24 protein-coding genes are annotated in these 20,426 nt (G+C 53.5%); 11 read left to right on the forward strand and 13 right to left on the reverse strand.

Going from position 1 to position 20,426, the window contains the following annotated elements:
* Positions 1-220: 220 nt before the first annotated feature.
* On the forward strand, positions 221-598 hold the full coding sequence (locus tag IMQ56_RS16380) for a hypothetical protein (RefSeq protein ID WP_063945452.1): 378 nt from the start codon (positions 221-223) through the stop codon (positions 596-598).
* Positions 595-1,023, forward strand: coding sequence for a hypothetical protein (locus IMQ56_RS16385; RefSeq protein WP_063945453.1), 429 nt, complete (start codon positions 595-597; stop codon positions 1,021-1,023). The genes IMQ56_RS16380 and IMQ56_RS16385 overlap by 4 nt, the downstream gene beginning before the upstream one ends.
* A 109-nt stretch (positions 1,024-1,132) precedes the next feature.
* Here the strand turns inward: IMQ56_RS16385 and IMQ56_RS16390 are convergent, their stop codons facing one another.
* The 4 genes from IMQ56_RS16390 to IMQ56_RS16405 form a co-directional block, all read right to left on the reverse strand.
* Positions 1,133-1,822, reverse strand: coding sequence for a replication protein P (locus tag IMQ56_RS16390; RefSeq protein ID WP_196064086.1), 690 nt, complete (start codon positions 1,820-1,822; stop codon positions 1,133-1,135).
* Positions 1,819-2,784 (reverse strand): replication protein, encoded by a 966-nt coding sequence (locus IMQ56_RS16395; protein ID WP_196064097.1) that lies wholly within the window; start codon positions 2,782-2,784, stop codon positions 1,819-1,821. Before IMQ56_RS16395 ends, IMQ56_RS16390 begins: the two co-directional genes overlap by 4 nt.
* 185 nt (positions 2,785-2,969) lie before the next feature.
* On the reverse strand, positions 2,970-3,512 hold the full coding sequence (locus tag IMQ56_RS16400) for a toxin YdaT family protein (RefSeq protein ID WP_196064087.1): 543 nt from the start codon (positions 3,510-3,512) through the stop codon (positions 2,970-2,972).
* 30 nt (positions 3,513-3,542) lie between these two features.
* Entirely contained in the window at positions 3,543-3,761 is a 219-nt protein-coding gene (locus tag IMQ56_RS16405) for a helix-turn-helix transcriptional regulator (RefSeq protein WP_022650973.1), read from the reverse strand.
* Positions 3,762-3,869: 108 nt separating this feature from the next.
* Here IMQ56_RS16405 and IMQ56_RS16410 point away from each other — a divergent pair, with 108 nt between their 5' ends.
* Complete coding sequence (locus IMQ56_RS16410) at positions 3,870-4,529, forward strand: S24 family peptidase (RefSeq protein WP_032645823.1); 660 nt, start codon at positions 3,870-3,872, stop codon at positions 4,527-4,529.
* Between the two features lie 93 nt (positions 4,530-4,622).
* Positions 4,623-5,384 carry a KilA-N domain-containing protein gene (locus tag IMQ56_RS16415; RefSeq protein ID WP_045325426.1) on the forward strand — a complete coding sequence of 254 codons (762 nt, stop codon included), beginning with the start codon at positions 4,623-4,625 and terminating at the stop codon, positions 5,382-5,384.
* 137 nt (positions 5,385-5,521) lie between these two features.
* On the opposite strand, the gene IMQ56_RS16420 is transcribed toward IMQ56_RS16415, so the two are convergent.
* On the reverse strand, positions 5,522-5,719 hold the full coding sequence (locus tag IMQ56_RS16420) for a hypothetical protein (protein ID WP_023313997.1): 198 nt from the start codon (positions 5,717-5,719) through the stop codon (positions 5,522-5,524).
* Positions 5,720-5,988: 269 nt separating this feature from the next.
* Here IMQ56_RS16420 and IMQ56_RS16425 point away from each other — a divergent pair, with 269 nt between their 5' ends.
* Positions 5,989-6,378: a hypothetical protein gene (locus IMQ56_RS16425; protein WP_196064088.1), complete on the forward strand. Its 390-nt coding sequence runs from the start codon at positions 5,989-5,991 to the stop codon at positions 6,376-6,378.
* Positions 6,342-7,025: a tyrosine-type recombinase/integrase gene (locus IMQ56_RS16430; protein ID WP_230326218.1), complete on the forward strand. Its 684-nt coding sequence runs from the start codon at positions 6,342-6,344 to the stop codon at positions 7,023-7,025. Before IMQ56_RS16425 ends, IMQ56_RS16430 begins: the two co-directional genes overlap by 37 nt.
* A gap of 322 nt (positions 7,026-7,347) precedes the next feature.
* Here the strand turns inward: IMQ56_RS16430 and IMQ56_RS16435 are convergent, their stop codons facing one another.
* From IMQ56_RS16435 to yobA, 3 genes are read right to left on the reverse strand one after another with little or no spacing between them, the layout of a single operon-like run.
* Complete coding sequence (locus IMQ56_RS16435; RefSeq protein ID WP_003859787.1) at positions 7,348-7,686, reverse strand: YebY family protein; 339 nt, start codon at positions 7,684-7,686, stop codon at positions 7,348-7,350.
* Between the two features lie 16 nt (positions 7,687-7,702).
* Positions 7,703-8,572: a copper homeostasis membrane protein CopD gene (copD, locus tag IMQ56_RS16440; RefSeq protein WP_196064089.1), complete on the reverse strand. Its 870-nt coding sequence runs from the start codon at positions 8,570-8,572 to the stop codon at positions 7,703-7,705.
* A gap of 1 nt (position 8,573) precedes the next feature.
* The gene (yobA, locus tag IMQ56_RS16445; protein WP_032648690.1) at positions 8,574-8,945 is read right to left on the reverse strand and encodes a CopC domain-containing protein YobA; all 372 of its coding nucleotides are present in this window, start codon (positions 8,943-8,945) and stop codon (positions 8,574-8,576) included.
* Between the two features lie 137 nt (positions 8,946-9,082).
* Between yobA and IMQ56_RS16450 the strand changes: the two genes are divergently transcribed.
* The 3 genes from IMQ56_RS16450 to exoX all read left to right on the forward strand — a co-directional run bounded on the left by IMQ56_RS16450 (position 9,083) and on the right by exoX (position 10,762).
* Complete coding sequence (locus IMQ56_RS16450; protein ID WP_003859784.1) at positions 9,083-9,313, forward strand: DNA polymerase III subunit theta; 231 nt, start codon at positions 9,083-9,085, stop codon at positions 9,311-9,313.
* A 111-nt stretch (positions 9,314-9,424) separates the two neighbouring features.
* Entirely contained in the window at positions 9,425-10,075 is a 651-nt protein-coding gene (locus tag IMQ56_RS16455; RefSeq protein ID WP_015570289.1) for a carbon-nitrogen hydrolase family protein, read from the forward strand.
* A 24-nt stretch (positions 10,076-10,099) separates the two neighbouring features.
* Complete coding sequence (exoX, locus tag IMQ56_RS16460) at positions 10,100-10,762, forward strand: exodeoxyribonuclease X (protein ID WP_015570288.1); 663 nt, start codon at positions 10,100-10,102, stop codon at positions 10,760-10,762.
* Here the strand turns inward: exoX and ptrB are convergent.
* Positions 10,744-12,819: an oligopeptidase B gene (ptrB, locus tag IMQ56_RS16465; RefSeq protein WP_017693247.1), complete on the reverse strand. Its 2,076-nt coding sequence runs from the start codon at positions 12,817-12,819 to the stop codon at positions 10,744-10,746. The genes exoX and ptrB overlap by 19 nt on opposite strands.
* 75 nt (positions 12,820-12,894) lie before the next feature.
* On the reverse strand, positions 12,895-13,545 hold the full coding sequence (locus IMQ56_RS16470) for a tellurite resistance TerB family protein (RefSeq protein WP_015570286.1): 651 nt from the start codon (positions 13,543-13,545) through the stop codon (positions 12,895-12,897).
* Between the two features lie 171 nt (positions 13,546-13,716).
* Between IMQ56_RS16470 and purT the strand changes: the two genes are divergently transcribed.
* Positions 13,717-14,895, forward strand: a complete 1,179-nt coding sequence (gene purT, locus IMQ56_RS16475) for a formate-dependent phosphoribosylglycinamide formyltransferase (RefSeq protein WP_033486804.1) — start codon at positions 13,717-13,719, stop codon at positions 14,893-14,895.
* 74 nt (positions 14,896-14,969) lie between these two features.
* Here the strand turns inward: purT and kdgA are convergent, their stop codons facing one another.
* From kdgA to zwf, 3 genes are all read right to left on the reverse strand, one after another.
* Positions 14,970-15,611: a bifunctional 4-hydroxy-2-oxoglutarate aldolase/2-dehydro-3-deoxy-phosphogluconate aldolase gene (gene kdgA / locus IMQ56_RS16480; protein ID WP_003859774.1), complete on the reverse strand. Its 642-nt coding sequence runs from the start codon at positions 15,609-15,611 to the stop codon at positions 14,970-14,972.
* A gap of 39 nt (positions 15,612-15,650) precedes the next feature.
* Positions 15,651-17,462, reverse strand: a complete 1,812-nt coding sequence (edd, locus tag IMQ56_RS16485; RefSeq protein ID WP_196064090.1) for a phosphogluconate dehydratase — start codon at positions 17,460-17,462, stop codon at positions 15,651-15,653.
* Positions 17,463-17,694: 232 nt separating this feature from the next.
* On the reverse strand, positions 17,695-19,170 hold the full coding sequence (gene zwf, locus IMQ56_RS16490) for a glucose-6-phosphate dehydrogenase (RefSeq protein WP_003859771.1): 1,476 nt from the start codon (positions 19,168-19,170) through the stop codon (positions 17,695-17,697).
* Between the two features lie 356 nt (positions 19,171-19,526).
* Between zwf and IMQ56_RS16495 the strand changes: the two genes are divergently transcribed.
* A complete protein-coding gene (locus IMQ56_RS16495) occupies positions 19,527-20,396 on the forward strand; it encodes a MurR/RpiR family transcriptional regulator (RefSeq protein WP_003859769.1) in 870 nt (289 codons plus the stop codon).
* Positions 20,397-20,426 lie beyond the last annotated feature (30 nt).

The raw sequence follows: 20,426 nt of genomic DNA on the forward strand, positions 1-20,426 counted from the left end.
TGCATTTCTGCATCTGTGACAGGGTGACGAGTTCAGATTGTGGTCGCATTTAAGTCCCCTTAAATGCGCAGAAGTCATCGAAGTTGTTCAGGCTCCGATGACATGATTATGACGGGTTGATGATGAAAAATCAAAGCTGCCCAGATGCCATAACAGTGATTTTTACTTCAAAAACCTTGTATACTTTCTCTCATCACATCATGAATTTTGGATCTCACATATGACTAACAAAGAAAACAAAAATACCTACATTAAAAAATTCAAGAAGGAACTTTCCAAATATATACAACCAACCGCTGGTGTAGACATTCAACTTTTTGACTCTAAAGATGGAGGCGGTGTAATTAAAGCCACGCTGAATAGAAGTGGAAATAGAAGAACATCTATTGCAGGTAATTTTACTAAATTAGGTGAAGCAATTAGCTCTAGTGGGCAGAGAGCATTCGGTGGTGATCTATCAAATATGAATTTTTATGGTACAAATACGATCTTCGATGGGGATACAATATTTTTAATTAAATCCCCTGATTCAGAGGAATGGTCATCACAAAAAGCTTCCAAGGACGTAGAGGGTATCGTATTTGGAGGAAAAAAATGATCAATATTACTACTAAGGACGGCACTCAAGTCAGTGGTGAAGTAAGAGACCTTGTTATCCTCCTTGAAACTGATGGGAAAACGGTTTCTGATTATTTACAACCCATACCACCCAAAAGAGACACACACTGGAGCATGATCCTTATTCCGGTCGTAGCCTATATACTACTTAATCTTGGTTATATTATTGCTCAACCACTTTTACCTGCACAATATTTAAAAACATCCACATCTATATTTCTGTTCATTTCCTTCTTATTGAGTGCCACAGTATCATATTTTGTTTTTCATAAGCATAAATCTGCCTCTCTATCTATATGCTGCTTAGTTTTCTTAGTGTTGATTGTAGGCGCCAATGTAGGATTTATTAGTTATAGCGACCTTACACAGAAAGCAACACAAAAATTAGATAGTTTATCAAAATAATTATACAGCCATGCATATCATGCGTGGCTGTATATTGACCTTCCATTTTATAATGGGTTTAAACCTATAGTAAATCTCAAATGCATTCTTTATCTTCTTCTATACCACATCACACCATCCCGTTCGACTTAATGCGGTTGTACTTCGCCTGAAGCAATTGGATCGGCGTCGGCCCGTGTTCGGCAGCTGGTGCAGTAATTGCCCGGCGTACCGGCGGAACTGGCTTACCATCGATGACGCGCTTCTCCCACATGTCCAGCAGATCACCCGCCTCTCGTGCCAGCTCACCATGTGTTAACTGCCGCTCTGTACTGCGGTGGCGCAGTTCAACGCATATGTGGTACATGACCGGCTGAGACCAGGGAAATTGCTCGCTAGAGGTGAACTCGAACGAGCGGTTACGCCAGTCCCAGTATTCGGCGATCACCTGGTCAACGTTGATTCCCAGCGCCCCGCCACTCTGCTTGCACCAGGCGACGAACTGCCCCGGCGATGGCAGGAATGGGCGCTCCTGGCGGCGGGCAATGCGCATGCCGGCATCGACCTGAGCCATGGTGTGGATCCCGTTCTCCTGGAACGCTAGTAGCCACTGGCGGCGGAACTCGTTCAGGTCGTCCTGGCTGCGGAAGTTCGCCATGCTGGCCGGGAACGCGGCGCGCAGCTCGTTGAACAGCTTGTTGAATACCTGCGCTACCTGCTCGACCGGCGCGCGCTCCTGGTACTGCTCTGGCAGGTTATGGGCCATGCGGCTCATCTGCTCGCGGTCATGGTTACGCATCTGCTCTGCAAGAGATTTCATCGAATCACCCCATAAGCCCAGTCAGTGTTGTTGAAGTCCAGATCCGGCTTAGCGGCGCGCTGCTCGGCACCAGCATTGCGCTGCATTGTCAGCTTGTCCCACTGCTTACGCAGGCTTTCCGGGCTCAGGATGTTGGTCTGCCAGAAGTGGTGTTTGCTTGCCCAGTCGTACAGCGCGCAGATGTCCTGGTGAGACCGGTTGTCTATCTGGCGCATCAGGCGAACGGTGTTAGACCAGGAGGTCATGTCCGGGGCTTTGCAGGTTGGGTTAATCAGCTTCACCCTGGAGGAAATCCACTTAGCGATCTCGAGGTCTTCAGCCGATCCCCACTTCGCACCGGATGGGGTGTAAACCGCAGCTTCTGGATGAGCTGATAAAAATTTCTTCAGACGTGCGTCAGAGGATTCGTCAGAATTCTCGGACGAAGATCTTTTAATGTTTTTATTGTTGTTATTACATTGTTGTTCATGATTCTCGGTGAAACGCTCGGGTAAAGGCGCTCCGTTATGCGCGGCATAACCTTCCGAAGCCGCGCCATTACTGGATTCGCCATGCTCGGCATTAAGCTCGGAGATATGCGCGGTGATACGCTCGGGTAAATCGTCCATTTTTTGAGCATATTCAGCGTAATTTGTGATGGTTATCACAGAGCCCTTTCGCTTCTCTCCGGAGCGAGAAATCATCCCTTCACGCTCGAAAACATCAAGCATCCTGTCTACGGCGTGGCGACTGCATGGCTTCCCTTCCCTGTCGCATAAATTCAGCCCGAGATCGGCTGAGGTGGTGACCAGTTGTCCGGTTTGCAGTGGCCATTGGCGCCCCTTGAAGTTTGCCGTGTATGGCTGGCGAGCAGCACACAGCAGCAGGTTTTCCCACAGCGTGCGCAGGAAGACGTCCTTCGACCAGGTTTGCTTAAGAACACTCCGGTACAACGGGATGAATCCGGTTTTCTGGTTCTCCATCCGGTTGCTCCTGGCGGCGGAATGCGCCGCGAAATTTGCGTAAGCGACGTTCGACACAGTTAAACCTCCTGCGCCTGGCGTTTTTGATTAGCGTTTGTCATAATGACCTCGCAATTTACTGACGTTTGTTGCACCAGAAAGTCGGTTCTGTTCGCGCAGACCGGCTTTCGCCATTTCTGTAGTTCTCACATGACCCCCAGCATCGATGTAACCATCGTCATCAGCGGCCCCACCTGCTCCGGCATGAGGCGGAACAGCGACGCTATACCCTCGCTTACCTCTTTCAGCTTCTGATGCTCTGGAGCGTCCAGCAGCACGGCCTGTTTAGCCTCTGCGAGTTCTTTCTCGGCTTCAGCAAGGCGAGACATTTTGCAATCGGCGCCGATCAGGCGAGTGCGATACTCAACCGGCAGGACCGCCATGATTGCGGGCGTCAGCTGGCGCACGTTCTCGCGGTACTGTTCGGAGTCGAAACGGTTATCCAGGAAGCGGAACAGCTTCTGGCGCGCCCGGCTGATGTCTTCCGGAAAGCTGATGGCGGTCCCGCCATGCTCCCGGTATTCGTTGATGATCAGCGCCGAAACGACGTCCTGATTGTCCAGCGCCGAAGACCATGCCCGGACCGCATCGCGGATCTTTTCGTGGTCTGGCGCCGCTTTAGCTTGAGCGCGGTTTATCACCGCTCCCGGGTGTATTCCGGTATTGTGTTGATACGCAAGTGAATGCATTGCTTTCCCTTTCGTGGTTAGGGCCGCCAATTAGGCGGCGTTGTTGCTGATTGGTGGAAAAACGTCATCAACGCTTACTGAAGCGCCATGCTTATTCAGAGCTGCAACAATCGCCCGGCACTGCTCAAGGCTTAAGCTGCGTTTATTTTTTTCGTAATGGCAAACCGCACCTGTCGACAGGTTCAGCTCTTCGGCAATCTGTCGCTGAGTCAAACCGATGTTTCTGCGGATTTTTCGGATATTGTTCATGTCGGGTCTCCTTTAAACAACTTAAATATACGTTTTGTATTCTTTGTTCGCAAGTAAAATATACGAATTGTGGCTCGCGCAAATATATACAACTTGTATCATTCGGGTATGACTATGAAATGGTACGACTTAGCTAAGACCCTGATGAAAAGTCAGGGCATCAATCAGGAACAGCTGGCGGAGCACCTCGGTATTACTAAAGGTGCGGTAAGTCATTGGCTGAACGCTCGGCGTGAGCCAAGCCTTTCCGAGATCGCAAAAATATTGCAGTTCCTTGGCAAAAAGAACTTTTCCGTAGGAGCTGGCGGTATGATCATTGACGACACGCTTAAGGGTGATGTGGAGTACGCTGGCCCCTACAATCCTGGTAACAAGTATCCAGTAATCAGCAGTGTCCAGGCTGGTTCATGGTGCGAAGCGGTTGAGCCATACACCCTAAAAGATATAGATCTGTGGCTTGAGTCGAATGCTCACATTCAGGGTGACGCGTTCTGGTTGCTCGTTGAGGGCGAGTCAATGACAGCCCCTACTGGCTTGAGCATACCTGAAGGAACCTATGTACTTTTCGACACCGGTAGAGATGCGGTAAATGGCAGTCTGGTTATAGCTAAGCTATCCGATTCGAACGAGGCAACATTTAAGAAGTTAGTGATCGACGGTGCGCAGAAGTACCTGAAGGGTTTAAATCCACAGTGGCCATTGGTAGCGGTGAATGGTAACTGTCGAATTATCGGTGTTGCTGTAGAGACGAAGATGCGGCTGGTCTGATCGGCAAGGTGTTTTGGTCGGCGTATAGCTGGTAGCGGCCTGAAGAGACGTTTGGGTAGATGATTTTTATTTTTCACAGCAATAGGATGATTTATGACACAGTTTCAACTTGCGTTAATCGCCAGGGAAGTTGATGGAGAAGTCATCCATCTTCGCACCAAAGACGGATACATCAATGCCACCGCAATGTGCAAGTCTGCAGGGAAACTGCTTGCTGACTATACACGACTAAAAACAACACAAGATTTTTTTGATGAATTATCACGCGATATGGGGATTCCCATATCGGAGTTAATTCAATCATTTAAAGGCGGAAGAGCAGAGAATCAAGGGACCTGGGTTCATCCAGACATCGCAATTAATTTAGCGCAGTGGCTATCTCCAAAATTTGCAGTGCAAGTTTCAAGATGGGTACGTGAGTGGATGTCAGGCGAAAGAGCTCCTGCCGAACTTCCTATTCATCTTAAGCGGTATATGACAAACCGAGGCAGGGTTCCTCATACGCACTTTTCTATGCTTAATGAACTGACGTTTAACTTGGTTGCGCCACTTGAGCAGGCCGGATATACGCTGCCAGAAAAAATGGTCCCTGATATTTCAGAAGGTAGGGTTTTCTCGCAATGGCTCCGTGACAACCGGGGAATTGAGCCGAAGACATTCCCAACATATAACCATGAGTATCCAGATGGCCGGACTTTCCCGGTACGTCTATACCCAAACGAATATCTTGCAGATTTCAAACAACACTTCAATGAAGTGTGGCTGCCTCAGTACGCTCCTAAATATTTTGCTGAACGAGACCAAAGGGCTTTGACGCTGATTGAGAAAATCATGCTGCCTGATCTTGATTCCTAAATGCCACAACCCGGCCACCGCGCCGGGTTTTTTATTGCCCACCCATAAAGCTATCCCCCATTCTGCCGATAACTATCCAGCCTGAAGCTGATAACAATAACTATCGCAACACTACCTGCCCGCCCGTGCGGGCTTTTTTATTGCCCCTTCCTCACCAACTCCGCAGCATCCCTGTTAGCTCCCTTCCCTATCACGTTTCCTGTTTCCTTCCGGTACTGCTTCAGCTTGTCGATGATGTTTTGCTGGGTCATGGGTAAATCAGCCAGTGACAATTCCATCACCGCCCGCCCCATCGCCTGAATTTTCATGCTTATACGCTCTTCATCCAGAACCATGTACATCCCTCCTGCTGTTTTTTTAAGCGTAGCACTGGTATTTAAAAAAATAAATCACCTTAGAATACAATTTGTTATCACAAAACCACCCACCAATTATACATTTCGTATTGCATGATAAGAATACGTTTTGTATATTCAATCCATCGAAACGAAACATCAACAACTGAGCGAAGTTAGCCAGCGGCGAAGTGGAGATTCGGTCAGTCGAACGGCGCGACAGTAAACCATGCGTCGGACCATAGGCGGGCTCAGGAAGAGCGGCAATTATGGCAAAGCGAAAAAAGATTTATTCCAGTCCATTCGAAGCTGAGTGGGCTGTGCTGAATCACAAAGCATATCTCCCGCATCAGCGGGTAACTACAGAGGGTTTTATGGCAGACGAAGATTATACGATGGGGGAGTTTTGGCGAGACATGAAGCCAGAACTTAAAGAGCGGCGCAGAATGGCACGCAATTCGGCACATGAAGGGATGAAGGCATTCTTTCAGCGTAATGGGGTTGAGTTCGAAGAGGGAGAAAACACACTCATATTTCGCACGCCGCAAGGGACCGTTGCTTATTACCCGCCAAGCAAGCGGATGCAGCATAAAACCACATGGCGAACATGCAGCCCTACAGCATGCATGAATTACGTCAACAAACTCAGAGCCGCCTAACCAGCGGCTTTTTTCATACCTCACCGTTCTCGATGAGTGCGGTTAGTTATGACAACCCGGCCGAGCCGACGCGAACGCCGACACCAAAAGTTAAGCGAGAGCGCCTGTTGCTCGAACAATTCACCGTCATCCGCCAGGCCGCGTTAACTCATTCTGCCTGGGCGCCAAATGCATGTGATCTGGCACTGGTCACCGGCCAGCGGCGTGAGGATATTTCGCTGTTCAGATTCAGCGACGTTAAAGACGGGAGGCTTTTCGTTACTCAGGAGAAAACAGGTCACAAACTGGCGCTCCCCCTTGATTTGAGGCTGGACGTCGCAGGGCTTGTGTTGCAGGATGTCATTGAGCGATGCCGGGTAAATAACCCCTCCGACTTCATGCTTTACTCGCCGGTTCGCCGTGGCGGGAGAAGGCCGGGGCCGCTAACTCCTGATGGGCTCACCCAGGCCTTCGCAGAGATAAGGGATTCGACCGGATTAAAATTCGGATCTAACCCACCGCCTTTCCATGAGATCAGAAGTCTGGCGAGCAGGCTCTATGAAAAGGAGCGTGGAGAGGAATTTGCTCAACGTTTGCTCGGCCACAAAAATTTAACAATGACCAAAAAATACCTGGACGCACGAGGTGCAGAGTATGTTATGGTTTAGACAGGATATGGAATATTCGAGTAATTTTCGGGGGATTTCGTGTTGAGACCGAAAAAACCCTTGAGAAACAAATAGATAAAAAGAGACCGAATACGATTCCTGTATTCGGTCCAGGGAAATGGCTCTTGGGAGAGAGCCGTGCGCTAAAAGTTGGCATTAATGCAGGCTCAATCGCCTTGCCCTTTAAGAATAGATGACGACGTCAGGTTTTCCAGTCCACAGTAAAAGTGGTCTGAAAAAAAGCGTCAGAACATCACTAAATGTGAAAAACCGCAGAGCTTTTACAAGCACCTGCGGTTTTTTTTTACTGGAAACCTGACGGCTAGCAGAGCTTTTCAGCGCGCTCAATAAACGGTGCCAGACTCTTCTTCTGCCCGGGGTTTGCCGGGTCATCTACCTGGATCACGCTGACAGGCTGTCCGTTACTTTTCCCGCTGGCAACCTGCTGCTCCGCCACGTCATTTAACGGATACTGCACGAGCGTACTGGGATTGATGACATACAGCGCGTTACCGGGACGGCAGGTAAGCATGACTTCTTCACGATTAAATGCCCAGTTGTCCTTACCCACTTCAAACCGGCTGACAGTGATGACCTGCGGCGCGGCTAACGCACTGCTGGCACAGGTGAGAAGTAAAAGAGAAAGCAGTGTCTTTTTCATATGTTATTTAACCTTGTCAGAAGGGTTCCCAGGTCGCGAACAGGCTGACGGCGGCCAGTACCAGCGCGCCCAGCACCACCTCTGCCTGTGTCATCCTGATAAAAATCTGTTGTTCCCGCCCGGCCTCCGGGCGAAAGCGTGGCACAAGAAAATACCGATTCGCCAGCGCAATTGCCACCATCATCATGACCAGCGCACATTTGAACAACAACAGCTGGACATAAGGCGCCTGCCACGGCACGTTTATGCCAACAATAAAGAGCGTATTGATTATCCCGGTCAGCAGCACGCCTGCCACGGCGTAATGCCCCACGCGGGAGAAGCGCATCATGGTAAAGATAGCGGCTGGCTGCCAGCGGCCTTTCGCCAGACGCATACAAAACAGCAGCGGCAGTAAACCACCCACCCAGGTCGCGGCGCAGAGCAGGTGAAGCGCATGGTTGAGACGATGCAACGCTCCCGGTGCGCCACCGTTCATCGCGGCATGTCCCACGCCCGCCAGCAGCACCAGCTGCCCCATCGCGAGCAGTAACAGCCGTGAGCCTTTTTGCGGGGTAAGCCATGCAGCGCCCGCCGTCACAGCGGCCAGCACCATTTGCCACAACCAGACGCCGCCAAATTGCGTTCCCAGCACGCTGCGCCAGACCGCCGGACGAATGGCATCGCCCCAGCCGTTGCCCATCAACCCACTTTGCAGGCCAAACATCAGCAGAGCCGCTATCAGGCTGATTAAGGCCGCGAGTTTCTGCTGCCGCTGGAAACGCCGGGTCATGAGGCGCTGCAACGAAGACGGCGCAAACCAGACGCTGTAAAGCGCGTTGCCGAAAAGCAGCATCAGCGCAGCAAAATGGATAAAGCGTAACGCGACGTAGCTCAGGGTCAGCATGCTATTTCACGCTAAAGTGATAGCTGCCTTTGGTTTTGTGGCCATCCACGGAGACCACATGCCAGTCCACCGTGTAGGTGCCGGACGTCAACGGTTTCTCAAGAGGAACAATCAGCTTTGCGTTATCCTTCTCGTCACGCTTCAACGCGCCGGTCTGGATCTTGTGCTGCTGTGCGTCCGTCACCACCACGCCGCTGAAGGCAGGCTCAATGCCTTCCGAGAAGTTCAGGGTAATGACCTCTGGTGCCACCGCAACGGTATTTTCCTGCGGGGATTGCTGCTTAAGATGCGCATGGGCCAGAACTGAGGGCGTGATGGCTGAAGAGAGCAGAAATGCCAGCGCGCACGCGACACGGGAAGGGGTAAAATGCATCACAATCATTCCTTTTCGTTATGCCTGAATGCTAAAGAATAACTCTGTATAATTAACGAGTCGAGGAACATCCTTTGCTCCCTTGTCATCGTTGAACAATCGCGGTAACGTTGCCGCCGCAGAAAAAGGAGAAGGAAATGAACGTTAATCTGGCCGCCCTTCCTCAGGACGAGATGGACAAAGTGAATGTCGATCTCGCCGCCGCGGGGGTCGCATTCAAAGAGCGTTACAACATGCCCGTCGTGGCTGAAGTGGTAGAGCGTGAACAACCCGCGCATCTGCGCGACTGGTTTCGCGAACGTCTCATTGCGCATCGCCTCGCCTCCGTCAATCTCTCGCGCCTGCCGTACGAACCTAAAGTTAAATAAGCTTAACGTCTCGTTACACTTCCTTACGCGTTATGTGGCAGGATAAGAAAACCCTGATAAATTTAGGTGTAATCTTAAAATCCCAGCGACTTAGTGTATAAGGAAGTCACGATGTCACGATGGAATATTGCCGCGGCTCAGTATGCCCCGCGGCACAACTGTGTTGATGAGCACGTAAAACATCACCTGCACTTTATTGCCGAGGCTGCCTGGCATGGGTGCGATTTGATCGTCTTTCCGGAGCTTTCGCTTACCGGTCCAGGCGGAACATCCTTACCCCCACCCCCTGACGATTTGCAGCTTGCCCCCCTCCTTCACGCCGCCCAGTCACGTTTCATCACGGTGATTGCTGGTATTACGCTCCAGCAACACGGCCAGCCCCAGAAAGGACTCGCGCTTTTCACCCCTAACCTGTCGACCATTCGGCGTTATCCGCAGGGCAACGGTGCGGGTGTTATTCCTGGCGATAAACGGTTAACCATCGTGGATAACCAGGCTGACGCCCCGGAACTGGACCCGGAGGCAACGCTGTTCACCAGCAGCCTGGCCGTGGGCGAGCATCGCTGGCGGCAATCCATCGGTTCGTTACAACGCTTCGCGCACAAGTACGCCATCGCGGTATTAATGGCGAACGCGCGCGGCGGTAGCGCGTTATGGGATGAAAAAGGTCAGCTGATCGTACGTGCCGATAAGGGAGAACTGCTGCTAACCGGTTCTTTAGGCCAACAGGGTTGGCAAGGCGATATCATTCCATTAGGCTAGGCATTTTTGGATCAGGAGCGATCAATGCTGCGCGTTATCGATACCGAAACCTGTGATTTGCAGGGTGGAATTGTGGAAGTCGCTTCTGTCGACGTGATTGACGGAAAGATAGTCAACCCCATGAGCCATCTGGTGCGCCCGGATCGTCCCATCAGTGCGCAGGCGATGGCGATACATCGTATTACGGAATCGATGGTGGCGGATAAGCCGTGGATTGAAGAGATCATCCCTCTTTACCACGGTAGCCAGTGGTATGTGGCCCATAACGCCAGCTTTGACCGCCGCGTGCTGCCGGAGATGCCCGGCGAATGGATTTGCACTATGAAGCTGGCACGCCGTCTGTGGCCGGGGATCAAATACAGCAATATGGCGCTGTATAAGTCGCGTAAACTCAGCGTGCGGACGCCGGAAGGGCTGCATCATCACCGCGCTCTTTACGACTGCTACATCACCGCAGCGCTCCTGATTGATATCATGAATACTTCCGGCTGGACGCCAGACGATATGGCGACCATTACCGGGCGCCCCGCGCTACTGACCACCTTTACGTTCGGAAAATATCGCGGGAAGCCAGTATCGGAAGTGGCGGACAAAGATCCGGGCTATCTGCGCTGGCTGTACAACAACCTCGACAGAATGAGCCCGGAACTGCGCCTGACGCTGAAGCATTATTTAGGCGAAGCCTGAGTCCCCGCCCGGCCTGGCAGCGTATCCTGCGCCAGGCCAATCAAAAAGGCGTACTCCAGCGCCACCCCTTCATAGGATTTAAATCGCCCTGATTTCCCTCCGTGCCCTGAGTCCATATCGGTACACAGCAGCAGCAAATTATCGTCAGTTTTCAGCTCACGCAACTTCGCCACCCATTTCGCGGGCTCCCAGTACTGTACCTGGGAATCGTGCAGGCCGGTGGTCACCAGCATATGCGGATAGGCTTTCGCCTCGACGTTATCGTACGGGCTGTACTCTTTCATGTAGCGATAATAGGTTTCATCCTGCGGGTTCCCCCACTCCTCAAACTCCCCGGTGGTCAGTGGAATGGACTCATCCAGCATGGTCGTCACCACGTCCACAAACGGCACCTGGGCGATAACGCCTTTAAACAGTTCAGGCCGCTGGTTGATCACGGCGCCCATAAGCATGCCCCCGGCGCTGCCCCCCATGCCAAAGCAGAGCTGCGGATCGCCATAACCCTGCGCGATCAGCGCATCGCAAACATCAAGGTAGTCATTAAAGGTATTTTTCTTTTTGAGAAATTTTCCGTCTTCATACCAGTGCTGACCCAGCTCGCCGCCGCCGCGAATATGGGCAATCGCATAAACAAAACCGCGGTCGAGCAGGCTCAGCCTGCTGCTGCTGAAATCGGCGTCCATGCTGGATCCATAGGAGCCATAGCCATAGACGAGGATGGGGTTTTTACCTTTGTTGAAGTGCGCCTTGTGATAGACGAGCGACACTGGGACTTCAACGCCGTCGCGTGCGGTCACCCACAGGTGCTCACTGCGATAATTTTCCGACTCAAAACCCCGGACCTCAGCCTGTTTAATCACCTGACGCTGCCCGGTGTCCATATCCAGTTCAAACAACGTATCCGGGGTGGTCATCGACGAATAGCCGTATCGCAGGCGGGACGATTCCGGTTCCGGGTTAAAGCCGATCCACGTTACGTAAGCCGGGTCATCGAACGCAATGCCCACCACTTCGCGGGTTTTGCGGTTGATTTGGCGGATACTGGTCAGTCCGCGCTGACGCTCTTCCACCACCAGCCAGTCGGTAAACAGGGTGAACCCCTCCAGCATCACCTGATCGCGCGCGGGAATTAACACTTCCCATTTGCGTTCATCGCGCACTTTGGTTTTATAAAGGCCAAAGTTTTTGCCCTCGCGGTTCGAACGCAGGTAAAAGCTGTGCTGGAAGTGATCCAGGCTGTACTCATGATCTTTACGGCGCGGCAGGAAGCACAGAGGCTGCGCATCCGGCAGCTCTGCATCCAGCAGCAGCACTTCTGAGGTGGTGGCGCTGGAGAGGAAAATGATCACGTAGTGGCGAGACGACGTTTTGTGCAGGCTGACATAGAACGTCTCATCTTTTTCCTCATACACCAGTTCATCGTCGGCGGAATCGGTCCCCACCGTATGACGCCAGACCTGATAAGGCAGCAGCGTTGAGACATGCTTTTTAACGTAGTAGACCGTTTCTGAATCGTTACCCCAGACAAAATCGGGGGAGACATTATCCAGCATTTCGGGATACCAGTTTCCCGTTTCAAGATTGCGGAAACGCAAACCGTACTGGCGGCGGGAGAGGTAATCCTCAGCCAGCGCCATAATGGCGTTATCGGGGGAAATGGACATGCCGCCCAGCGTATAAAACTCACTGTGGGCAGCACGTTTGTTTGCATCCAGCAGGATCTCCCATTCATCCCACTCGGCGCTCAGCACAGACTGGCGCTGGTAGATGGGATATTCGTTTCCCGGCTCATAAATATGGCGATAGCGATAACCGTTTTTGCACCACGGGGCAGAGACATCACGCTGGGGGATACGCTGCACCATTTCCTTCAGAAGTTGGTCCTGAAGCGCCTGCTGGCTGGCCATGACCTGGCGGCCATAGTCGTTTTCCTCGTGCAGATAGTCCAGCACCTCTGGCCGGGAACGAGAATCGTCCCGCAGCCAGTAGTAGTTATCGATACGCGTATCGCCATGCGTGGTGATCGCATAAGGAGTACGTCGGGCTTTTGGAGGCATGGCATTCTTACTTTTTCGTTTTACATCCTATAAGGTTGGCAAAACACACGTATGATGCAAGCGAAACATGGCCTTCTAGCCCACGAGGGTCTGCTTCTGCTGCTGAATATCCTGCTCAATTCCCTCACGAACGTCCTGTGGGATCTTCAGCGCATCGCCCAGGGCGTTCAGGTAGCTGCGCTCCATAAAGTGATCGATATCGATGGCGGCACAGCTCAAAAAATAGAGTTCCAGCGCCTCTTCTTCGTTTTTCACGCTTTGCGCCAGACGCTGCGGATCAAGCGGCTGTTCGATGGCCTGCGCCACCAGCGCCCTGCCCTGTTCCTCAACGCCCGCTTCCCGCATCTGCTGTTCAATTGCGGCACGTTCACTGGCATCAATATGCCCGTCGCTCTTGGCCGCAAAGACCAGGGCGAGGATCAGGCGCTCGGTGCGTAAATCTAACGGCGATACCTGCTTCCCGTACTGCGGTTCATCCTGATGCGCGCTGCGCACCTTGTCTTTGTATTTGTTCCATAAGACGGAGCCTGCAATAGCCCCTCCGCCCGCCAGCAGCGCGCCGGTACCATATTTGGTAAGCAGTTTCCGCGATGATTTATTGGCAACCAGCAAACCGGCCAGCCCGCCGAGCGCACCCGGCACCAGCAGCTTGCTCAGACCCTGCTCGCCGGACGACGAGCCTTTTTGTCCCAACAGGGATTGCAGTTGATTCATCCAGCCTGACATATTTTTCCTCACGTAACAGTGCGTAACCTTCACAGCCTAAGCGAGCGGGTGTCAGGAAATGTCTGTCAGTACTAAAGAAGCGCAAATTTCCCTGCTGTCCGGTTATCCCCATACAAGACAGACGCAAACGTTTTCGTTTATACTGCCCGCATCTTTTTCAGGGGGATTTTTATGACTCGTTTAGGAACCGCGCTGCGTCCCGCCGCGACGCGCGTCATGCTGTTGGGATCGGGTGAACTGGGTAAAGAAGTGGCCATTGAATGCCAGCGTTTAGGTGTGGAAGTGATTGCGGTGGACCGTTACGCGAATGCGCCCGCCATGCACGTCGCGCATCGCTCGCACGTCATCGATATGCTTGACGGTAATGCGCTGCGGGGGTTAATTGCCGACGAAAAACCGGATTTCGTGGTACCTGAAATTGAGGCCATTGCCACTGAGATGTTGATTGCCCTTGAACAGGAAGGCCAGCGCGTGGTGCCCTGCGCCACTGCGGCAAAACTGACCATGAACCGGGAAGGCATTCGTCGCCTGGCGGCAGAAGAATTACAGCTCCCGACCTCCAGCTACCGTTTTGCCGGGGATAAAGCTGCGTTTCTCCAGGCCGTAGAGGAGATTGGCTACCCGTGCATCATTAAGCCGGTAATGAGCTCCTCCGGCAAAGGGCAGAGCTTTATCCGCGACAGCAGCACGCTGGACAACGCCTGGGACTATGCCCAGCAGGGAGGCCGAGCCGGGGCCGGGCGCGTCATCGTGGAAGGCGTGGTGAAGTTTGATTTTGAAATTACCCTGCTCACCGTCAGCGCCGTGGATGGCGTTTATTTCTGCGACCCGATTGGTCATCGGCAGGAAGACGGCGATTATCGCGAATCCTGGCAGCCGCAGCAGATGAGCGCGCTGGCGCTGGCACGCGCACAGGAGATCGCCCGCAAGACGGTGCTGGCGCTGGACGGCTACGGCCTGTTCGGTGTGGAATTGTTTGTTTGCGGCGACGAGGTGATCTTCAGCGAAGTCTCCCCTCGTCCGCACGATACCGGGATGGTTACGCTGATTTCACAGGATCTCTCCGAGTTCGCGCTGCACGTACGCGCTTTCCTCGGCCTGCCGGTTGGCGGCATCCGTCAGTACGGCCCGGCAGCCTCGGCGGTGATCCTGCCGCAGCTGACCAGCCAGAATGTCACCTTTGATAACGTCGAAGGTGCGGTTGGCGCAGGCTTGCAGGTCCGGCTGTTCGGCAAACCGGAGATCGACGGAAGCCGTCGTCTGGGCGTGGCATTAGCGACCGGGGAAAATGTGGACGAAGCCGTCGCGAGAGCAAAAAGAGCGGCTGCGAACGTCAGCGTAGCAGGATAAAAAAACGGGCCGAAAGGCCCGTTTTAACTGTCTGGCTGGCCGGGTTAGGCGCAGCCGACACCCGGCAAACAAACTTACTGTTTCGCGCCTTCTACCGCTTCGCGAGCCAGTTTAGTGATGCGATCCCAGTCGCCTGCTTCCAGCGCATCCGCCGGAACCAGCCAGGAGCCGCCGATGCACAGCACGCTTTTCAGCGCCAGATAGTCACGGTAGTTGGCCGGAGAGATGCCGCCCGTTGGGCAGAAACGCACCTGAGAGAATGGGCCCGCAATGGCCTGCAACGCTTTGGTGCCGCCGTTCGCTTCAGCCGGGAAGAATTTGAACTCTTTCAGGCCGTAGTCCATGCCCAGCATCAGTTCAGAAACGGTGCTGATACCCGGGATCAGCGGAATAGAACCTTCGGTTGCGGCTTTCAGCAGCGGCTCAGTCAGCCCCGGGCTGATGGCAAACTGTGCGCCCGCTTCGGTCACTTCCGCCAGCTGCTGCGCATTCAGAACCGTACCTGCACCGATGATCGCTTCCGGCACTTCCTTGGCGATAGCGCGGATCGCATCCATCGCACAGGCCGTACGCAGGGTCACTTCCAGAACACGAACGCCACCCGCAACCAGCGCCTTCGCCATTGGGACAGCGTGCTCCAGTTTGTTTACCACAATAACCGGCACGACAGGGCCAGTGGTCAGGATTGCTTCTGCACTTGTTTTCCAGTTTTTCATCAGAGTTTTCTCTCGCCAGATCGTTAAAATCAAGTCGTCTTAAAACGTAATACAGGTTGCGCCCTGCTCCGCACCGGAGAGTTTCTCACGCAACGCACCAAACATTTCGCGTCCGGTACCCACGCGTGACGCGCTCAGGTCAGGAATATGTGGCTGACGCGCCGCCAGCTCTGCTTCATCCACCAGCAGGGTTAACTCGCCTGTCTGACCGTTAACGCGGATCATGTCACCATCACGCACTTTTGCCAGCAAGCCGCCGTCGTAGGCTTCCGGGGTGACATGAATCGCTGAAGGCACTTTACCGGATGCCCCTGAAAGGCGTCCATCGGTTACCAGTGCAATTTTGAAACGGCGGTCCAATAATACACCAAGCGGCGGCATAAGTTTATGTAATTCTGGCATCCCGTTCGCTTTTGGTCCCTGATGACGCACCACGACCACACAGTCTTTATCAAGCAGACCCGCGTCAAAGGCAGGTAAAACGTCGTGCTGGCTTTCAAACACCACCGCCGGGGCTTCGATAACCTGATTCTCTTCCGGCACGGCAGAGGTTTTCATCACGGCACGTCCAAGGTTACCGCTCAGCACTTTGGTGCCGCCGTGAGGAGAGAATGGCTGTTCGAAGGTTGCGATAACCTGAGGATCGAGCGAGTCGCTCGCCCCTTCGCGCCAGTCCAGCTCACCGTTGTTCAGCCAGGGTTCAAGGGTATAGCGATGCAGGCCAAAGCCCGCCACCGTGTTGACATCCTCATGCAGCAGGCCGCCTTTCAGCAGCTCGCGCATCAGCACCGGCACGCCGCCCGCGGCCTGGAAGTGGTTGATGTCCGCCGGACCGTTCGGGTACAGACGCGCCATCAGCGGTACCACAGAGGAGATATCGGAGAAGTCATCCCAGTTGATCAGAATGCCCGCCGCGCGCGCCATCGCGACAAGGTGCATGGTATGGTTGGTTGAACCGCCGGTCGCCAGCAGGGCGACGATCCCGTTGACGATGACTTTTTCATCCACCATTTTGCCCATTGGCATCCACTCGTTGCCGTTACCGGTCAGACGCGTCACCTGACGGGCTGCGGCTTCGGTCAGCGCTTTACGCAGTGGCGCATCCGGCTGGATGAACGACGAGCCCGGCAGTTGCATCCCCATAAACTCCACCACCATCTGATTGGTGTTGGCCGTACCGTAGAACGTACAGGTGCCCGGCGCGTGATAGGACGCGGCTTCTGCTTCCAGCAGCGCCTGACGGTCCGCTTTTCCTTCGGCATACAGCTGGCGGATACGGACTTTTTCCTTGTTTGGCAGACCGCTAGCCATCGGGCCTGACGGCACAAAAATCGCTGGCAGATGGCCAAACGACAGCGCGGCCATCACCAGTCCCGGGACGATTTTGTCGCACACGCCCAGATAGAGCGCGCCATCAAACATGTTGTGAGAGAGGCCCACTGCCGCCGACATGGCGATCACTTCGCGGCTCAGCAGGGACAGCTCCATACCGTCCTGGCCCTGGGTTACGCCATCACACATGGCCGGCACGCCGCCTGCAACCTGGCCCACCGCGTTCACGCTGTGCAGCGCATTGCGGATGATAGACGGGTAGACCTCATACGGCTGGTGGGCTGAAAGCATGTCGTTATAGGAGGTAATGATGGCGATATTGTTACGCAACATGCTTTTCAGCGCGTCTTTATCACCAGGCTGGCAGGCCGCAAAGCCGTGGGCCAGATTCCCGCAGGCCAGCTGTGAGCGATGGACAGTTTCACTCTTCGCCTGTTCGATGCGGTCAAGGTAGGCAGCACGGGTCTCTTTCGAGCGTTCAACGATGCGTTGTGTTACGCGTAACAATGTCGGATTCATAAAAGCTCCTCTAATTTATCTGTCCAGGCTCGGGAGTTTACACAGTTTCTGACGGTTGTTAACAACGCTGAAACGCCTGTTATCCGGAGCGCAGGGGCAAAATGTCTGAAGGGAGTGTAATAAAAAAAGCTCCGCGGGTGAATCCACGCGGAGCTTAAAAGATAAAAATTATGCCACTTGCTGTGTTAGATCATGTTACCGGTAAAATAACACCTTTGGGCTAGAGAGGGGGTTATTCAAACTCGTTCCAGGAGCGGCCATCCCGGGTGATCATCGCAACGGAGGCGACAGGTCCCCATGTTCCCGCCTGATACGGTTTTGGCGCGTCCTGATCGGCTGCCCACGCTTCGGTGATGGAGTCGACCCACTTCCACGCTTCTTCCACTTCATCGCGGCGGACGAACAGCGCCTGGATACCACGCATGGTTTCCAGCAACAAACGCTCGTAAGCATCGGCGAGATGCGTCTGGTTGAAGGTTTCAGAGTAGCTCAGGTCGAGCTTGGTGGTTTGCAGGTTGTGTTTGTGATCAAGACCCGGCACTTTGTTCAGGATCTGAATATCCACACCCTCGTCCGGTTGCAGACGGATGGTCAGTTTGTTCTGCGGCAGTTCCTGCCAGGATTCTTTGAACAGGTTCAGTTCCGGATTTTTGAAGTAGACCACCACTTCGGAGCATTTTGCCGGCAGACGTTTCCCGGTACGCAGGTAGAACGGCACACCGGCCCAGCGCCAGTCGTCGATATCCACGCGGATCGCCACAAACGTCTCGGTGTTGCTGGACTTGTTCGCGCCCTCTTCTTCCAGATAGCCAGGGACTTTTTTCCCCTGGGCAAAACCTGCGGTGTACTGGCCGCGCACGGTTTTCTCACGCACGTTGGAGCGGTCGATACGGCGCAGTGATTTCAGCACTTTCACTTTGGCGTCACGAATGCTGTCGGCGGTCAGATCTGACGGTGGAGACATGGCAATCATGCACAGAATTTGCAGCAGGTGGTTCTGGATCATGTCACGCATCTGGCCAGCCTGGTCGAAGTAGCCCCAACGGCCTTCGATGCCCACCTCTTCCGCCACGGTAATTTCCACGTGGTCGATAGTGCGGTTGTCCCAGTTGTTCACAAACAGGGAGTTGGCAAAACGCAGCGCCAGCAGGTTCAGTACCGTCTCTTTGCCCAGGTAGTGGTCAATACGGTAAACCTGACACTCCTCAAAGAACTCGCCCACCTGGTCGTTGATTTCACGCGAGGTCGCCAGCGACGTACCCAGCGGTTTCTCCATCACCACGCGCGCCGGTTTGGCGTTCAGCTTCGCCTCGCCCAGACCTTTGCAGATGGCGCCGAAGGTGCTTGGCGGCATCGCGAAATAGTTAATAGTGACACGATTTTCCTGGTCAAGCATTTCACCCAGACGGGTAAAGGCGCCTACATCGTTGACGTCCAGGTTGCAGAAATCGAGACGCCCGCTCAGCTTATCCCAAAGGCTTTCATCGATTTTCTCTTTCATGAACGTTTCGAGCGCCTCGCGCACGACTTTGGTATAAGCCTCCTTATCCCAGTCTGCGCGCCCTACCCCAAGGATTCGGGTGTCGGGATGGATCTGGCCCGCTTTTTCGAGCTGATACAGGGAAGGCAGCAATTTTCGGCGTGCAAGATCGCCTTTCGCGCCGAAAATGACCAGGTCACATGCCTGGGCTGTTTGCGTTACCGCCATGTCATTCTCCTCAGTTAGATCGCCTGGTACTCTGCCAGGTATCGTTGTAATTTTATTACAATGCACTGTACTGCTTTTACGCGTTTCCTGAAACCATTAGCGCTTAACGTCGCGTGCGATACGGTGATTTTTCGTCGCCCGGGCCATTACGCCCGTCTGATGACGCAACAAACGTCGATTCTTTGCGCAACAGGGTCAGAGCAAAACCCGACGTCGATCAAGTAATGAAAAAAAACAACAACATTTCTTGTCGACGATTACCCTTTCGGGAGTCCCGGGGGTAATATCGGCTAAATCGAATCAAGATTTCATCTCTTTATGAAATCGTTTATGCCCTCATGAGCGTCTTGTTAACAATGAACATGCTGGAAAAAATCCAGTTTCAACTGGAACACCTTAGCAAATCCGAGCGCAAAGTGGCTGAAGTTATTCTCGCCGCGCCCGCTCAGGCGATTCATTCAAGCATCGCCGCTCTGGCACAGGAATCGGGCGTCAGCGAACCGACGGTCAATCGATTCTGTCGTAGTCTGGACACGCGCGGCTTTCCTGATTTTAAACTGCATCTGGCCCAAAGTCTGGCAAACGGCACCCCGTATGTTAATCGCAATGTAGATGAAGACGACAGCGTTGATGCTTACACCGCAAAAATATTTGAATCGGCTATGGCCACGCTCGACCACGTTCGCCAGTCTCTGGACATGAGTTCAGTGAATCGCGCGGTCGATCTTCTCACGCAGGCCAAACGGATTGCCTTCTTTGGCCTTGGCTCGTCCGCCGCCGTGGCGCATGACGCCATGAATAAGTTCTTTCGCTTTAACGTGCCGGTGATTTACTCCGATGACATTGTGCTGCAACGCATGAGCTGTATGAATTGTAGTGAAGATGATGTCGTGGTACTCATCTCCCATACGGGCCGCACCAAGAGCCAGGTGGAGCTGGCACAGCTCGCGCGTGACAACGATGCGATGGTCATCGCCCTGACGACGGCAGGTACGCCGCTGGCCAGGGAAGCGACGCTCGCCATTACCCTGGACGTACCGGAGGACACCGACATGTACATGCCGATGGTCTCCCGCCTGGCGCAGTTGACGGTCATCGACGTGCTGGCGACCGGTTTTACCTTACGCCGGGGCGCAAAATTCCGGGATAACTTGAAGCGGGTCAAGGAAGCCCTGAAAGAATCGCGTTTTGATAAAGAATTGCTTATAAAGAGCGATGTTCCCTAATAACTACGATGTACGATTTACGGCATTCGG

The sequence above is a fragment of the Enterobacter sp. Res13-Sevr-PEC09-46 genome (genome assembly GCF_015672585.1).
In the GTDB taxonomy this organism is placed as follows: domain Bacteria; phylum Pseudomonadota; class Gammaproteobacteria; order Enterobacterales; family Enterobacteriaceae; genus Enterobacter; species Enterobacter hormaechei_C.

Bases quoted from the DNA above. Each gene is read 5' to 3' on its own strand.
- IMQ56_RS16380 (WP_063945452.1), top strand. From the start codon at position 221: ATGACTAACAAAGAAAACAAAAATACCTACATTAAAAAATTCAAGAAG.
- IMQ56_RS16385 (WP_063945453.1), top strand. From the start codon at position 595: ATGATCAATATTACTACTAAGGACGGCACTCAAGTCAGTGGTGAAGTA.
- IMQ56_RS16390 (WP_196064086.1), bottom strand. From the start codon at position 1,822: ATGAAATCTCTTGCAGAGCAGATGCGTAACCATGACCGCGAGCAGATG.
- IMQ56_RS16395 (WP_196064097.1), bottom strand. From the start codon at position 2,784: ATGGAGAACCAGAAAACCGGATTCATCCCGTTGTACCGGAGTGTTCTT.
- IMQ56_RS16400 (WP_196064087.1), bottom strand. From the start codon at position 3,512: ATGCATTCACTTGCGTATCAACACAATACCGGAATACACCCGGGAGCG.
- IMQ56_RS16405 (WP_022650973.1), bottom strand. From the start codon at position 3,761: ATGAACAATATCCGAAAAATCCGCAGAAACATCGGTTTGACTCAGCGA.
- IMQ56_RS16410 (WP_032645823.1), top strand. From the start codon at position 3,870: ATGACTATGAAATGGTACGACTTAGCTAAGACCCTGATGAAAAGTCAG.
- IMQ56_RS16415 (WP_045325426.1), top strand. From the start codon at position 4,623: ATGACACAGTTTCAACTTGCGTTAATCGCCAGGGAAGTTGATGGAGAA.
- IMQ56_RS16420 (WP_023313997.1), bottom strand. From the start codon at position 5,719: ATGGTTCTGGATGAAGAGCGTATAAGCATGAAAATTCAGGCGATGGGG.
- IMQ56_RS16425 (WP_196064088.1), top strand. From the start codon at position 5,989: ATGGCAAAGCGAAAAAAGATTTATTCCAGTCCATTCGAAGCTGAGTGG.
- IMQ56_RS16430 (WP_230326218.1), top strand. From the start codon at position 6,342: ATGCATGAATTACGTCAACAAACTCAGAGCCGCCTAACCAGCGGCTTT.
- IMQ56_RS16435 (WP_003859787.1), bottom strand. From the start codon at position 7,686: ATGAAAAAGACACTGCTTTCTCTTTTACTTCTCACCTGTGCCAGCAGT.
- copD (WP_196064089.1), bottom strand. From the start codon at position 8,572: ATGCTGACCCTGAGCTACGTCGCGTTACGCTTTATCCATTTTGCTGCG.
- yobA (WP_032648690.1), bottom strand. From the start codon at position 8,945: ATGCATTTTACCCCTTCCCGTGTCGCGTGCGCGCTGGCATTTCTGCTC.
- IMQ56_RS16450 (WP_003859784.1), top strand. From the start codon at position 9,083: ATGAACGTTAATCTGGCCGCCCTTCCTCAGGACGAGATGGACAAAGTG.
- IMQ56_RS16455 (WP_015570289.1), top strand. From the start codon at position 9,425: ATGTCACGATGGAATATTGCCGCGGCTCAGTATGCCCCGCGGCACAAC.
- exoX (WP_015570288.1), top strand. From the start codon at position 10,100: ATGCTGCGCGTTATCGATACCGAAACCTGTGATTTGCAGGGTGGAATT.
- ptrB (WP_017693247.1), bottom strand. From the start codon at position 12,819: ATGCCTCCAAAAGCCCGACGTACTCCTTATGCGATCACCACGCATGGC.
- IMQ56_RS16470 (WP_015570286.1), bottom strand. From the start codon at position 13,545: ATGTCAGGCTGGATGAATCAACTGCAATCCCTGTTGGGACAAAAAGGC.
- purT (WP_033486804.1), top strand. From the start codon at position 13,717: ATGACTCGTTTAGGAACCGCGCTGCGTCCCGCCGCGACGCGCGTCATG.
- kdgA (WP_003859774.1), bottom strand. From the start codon at position 15,611: ATGAAAAACTGGAAAACAAGTGCAGAAGCAATCCTGACCACTGGCCCT.
- edd (WP_196064090.1), bottom strand. From the start codon at position 17,462: ATGAATCCGACATTGTTACGCGTAACACAACGCATCGTTGAACGCTCG.
- zwf (WP_003859771.1), bottom strand. From the start codon at position 19,170: ATGGCGGTAACGCAAACAGCCCAGGCATGTGACCTGGTCATTTTCGGC.
- IMQ56_RS16495 (WP_003859769.1), top strand. From the start codon at position 19,527: ATGAACATGCTGGAAAAAATCCAGTTTCAACTGGAACACCTTAGCAAA.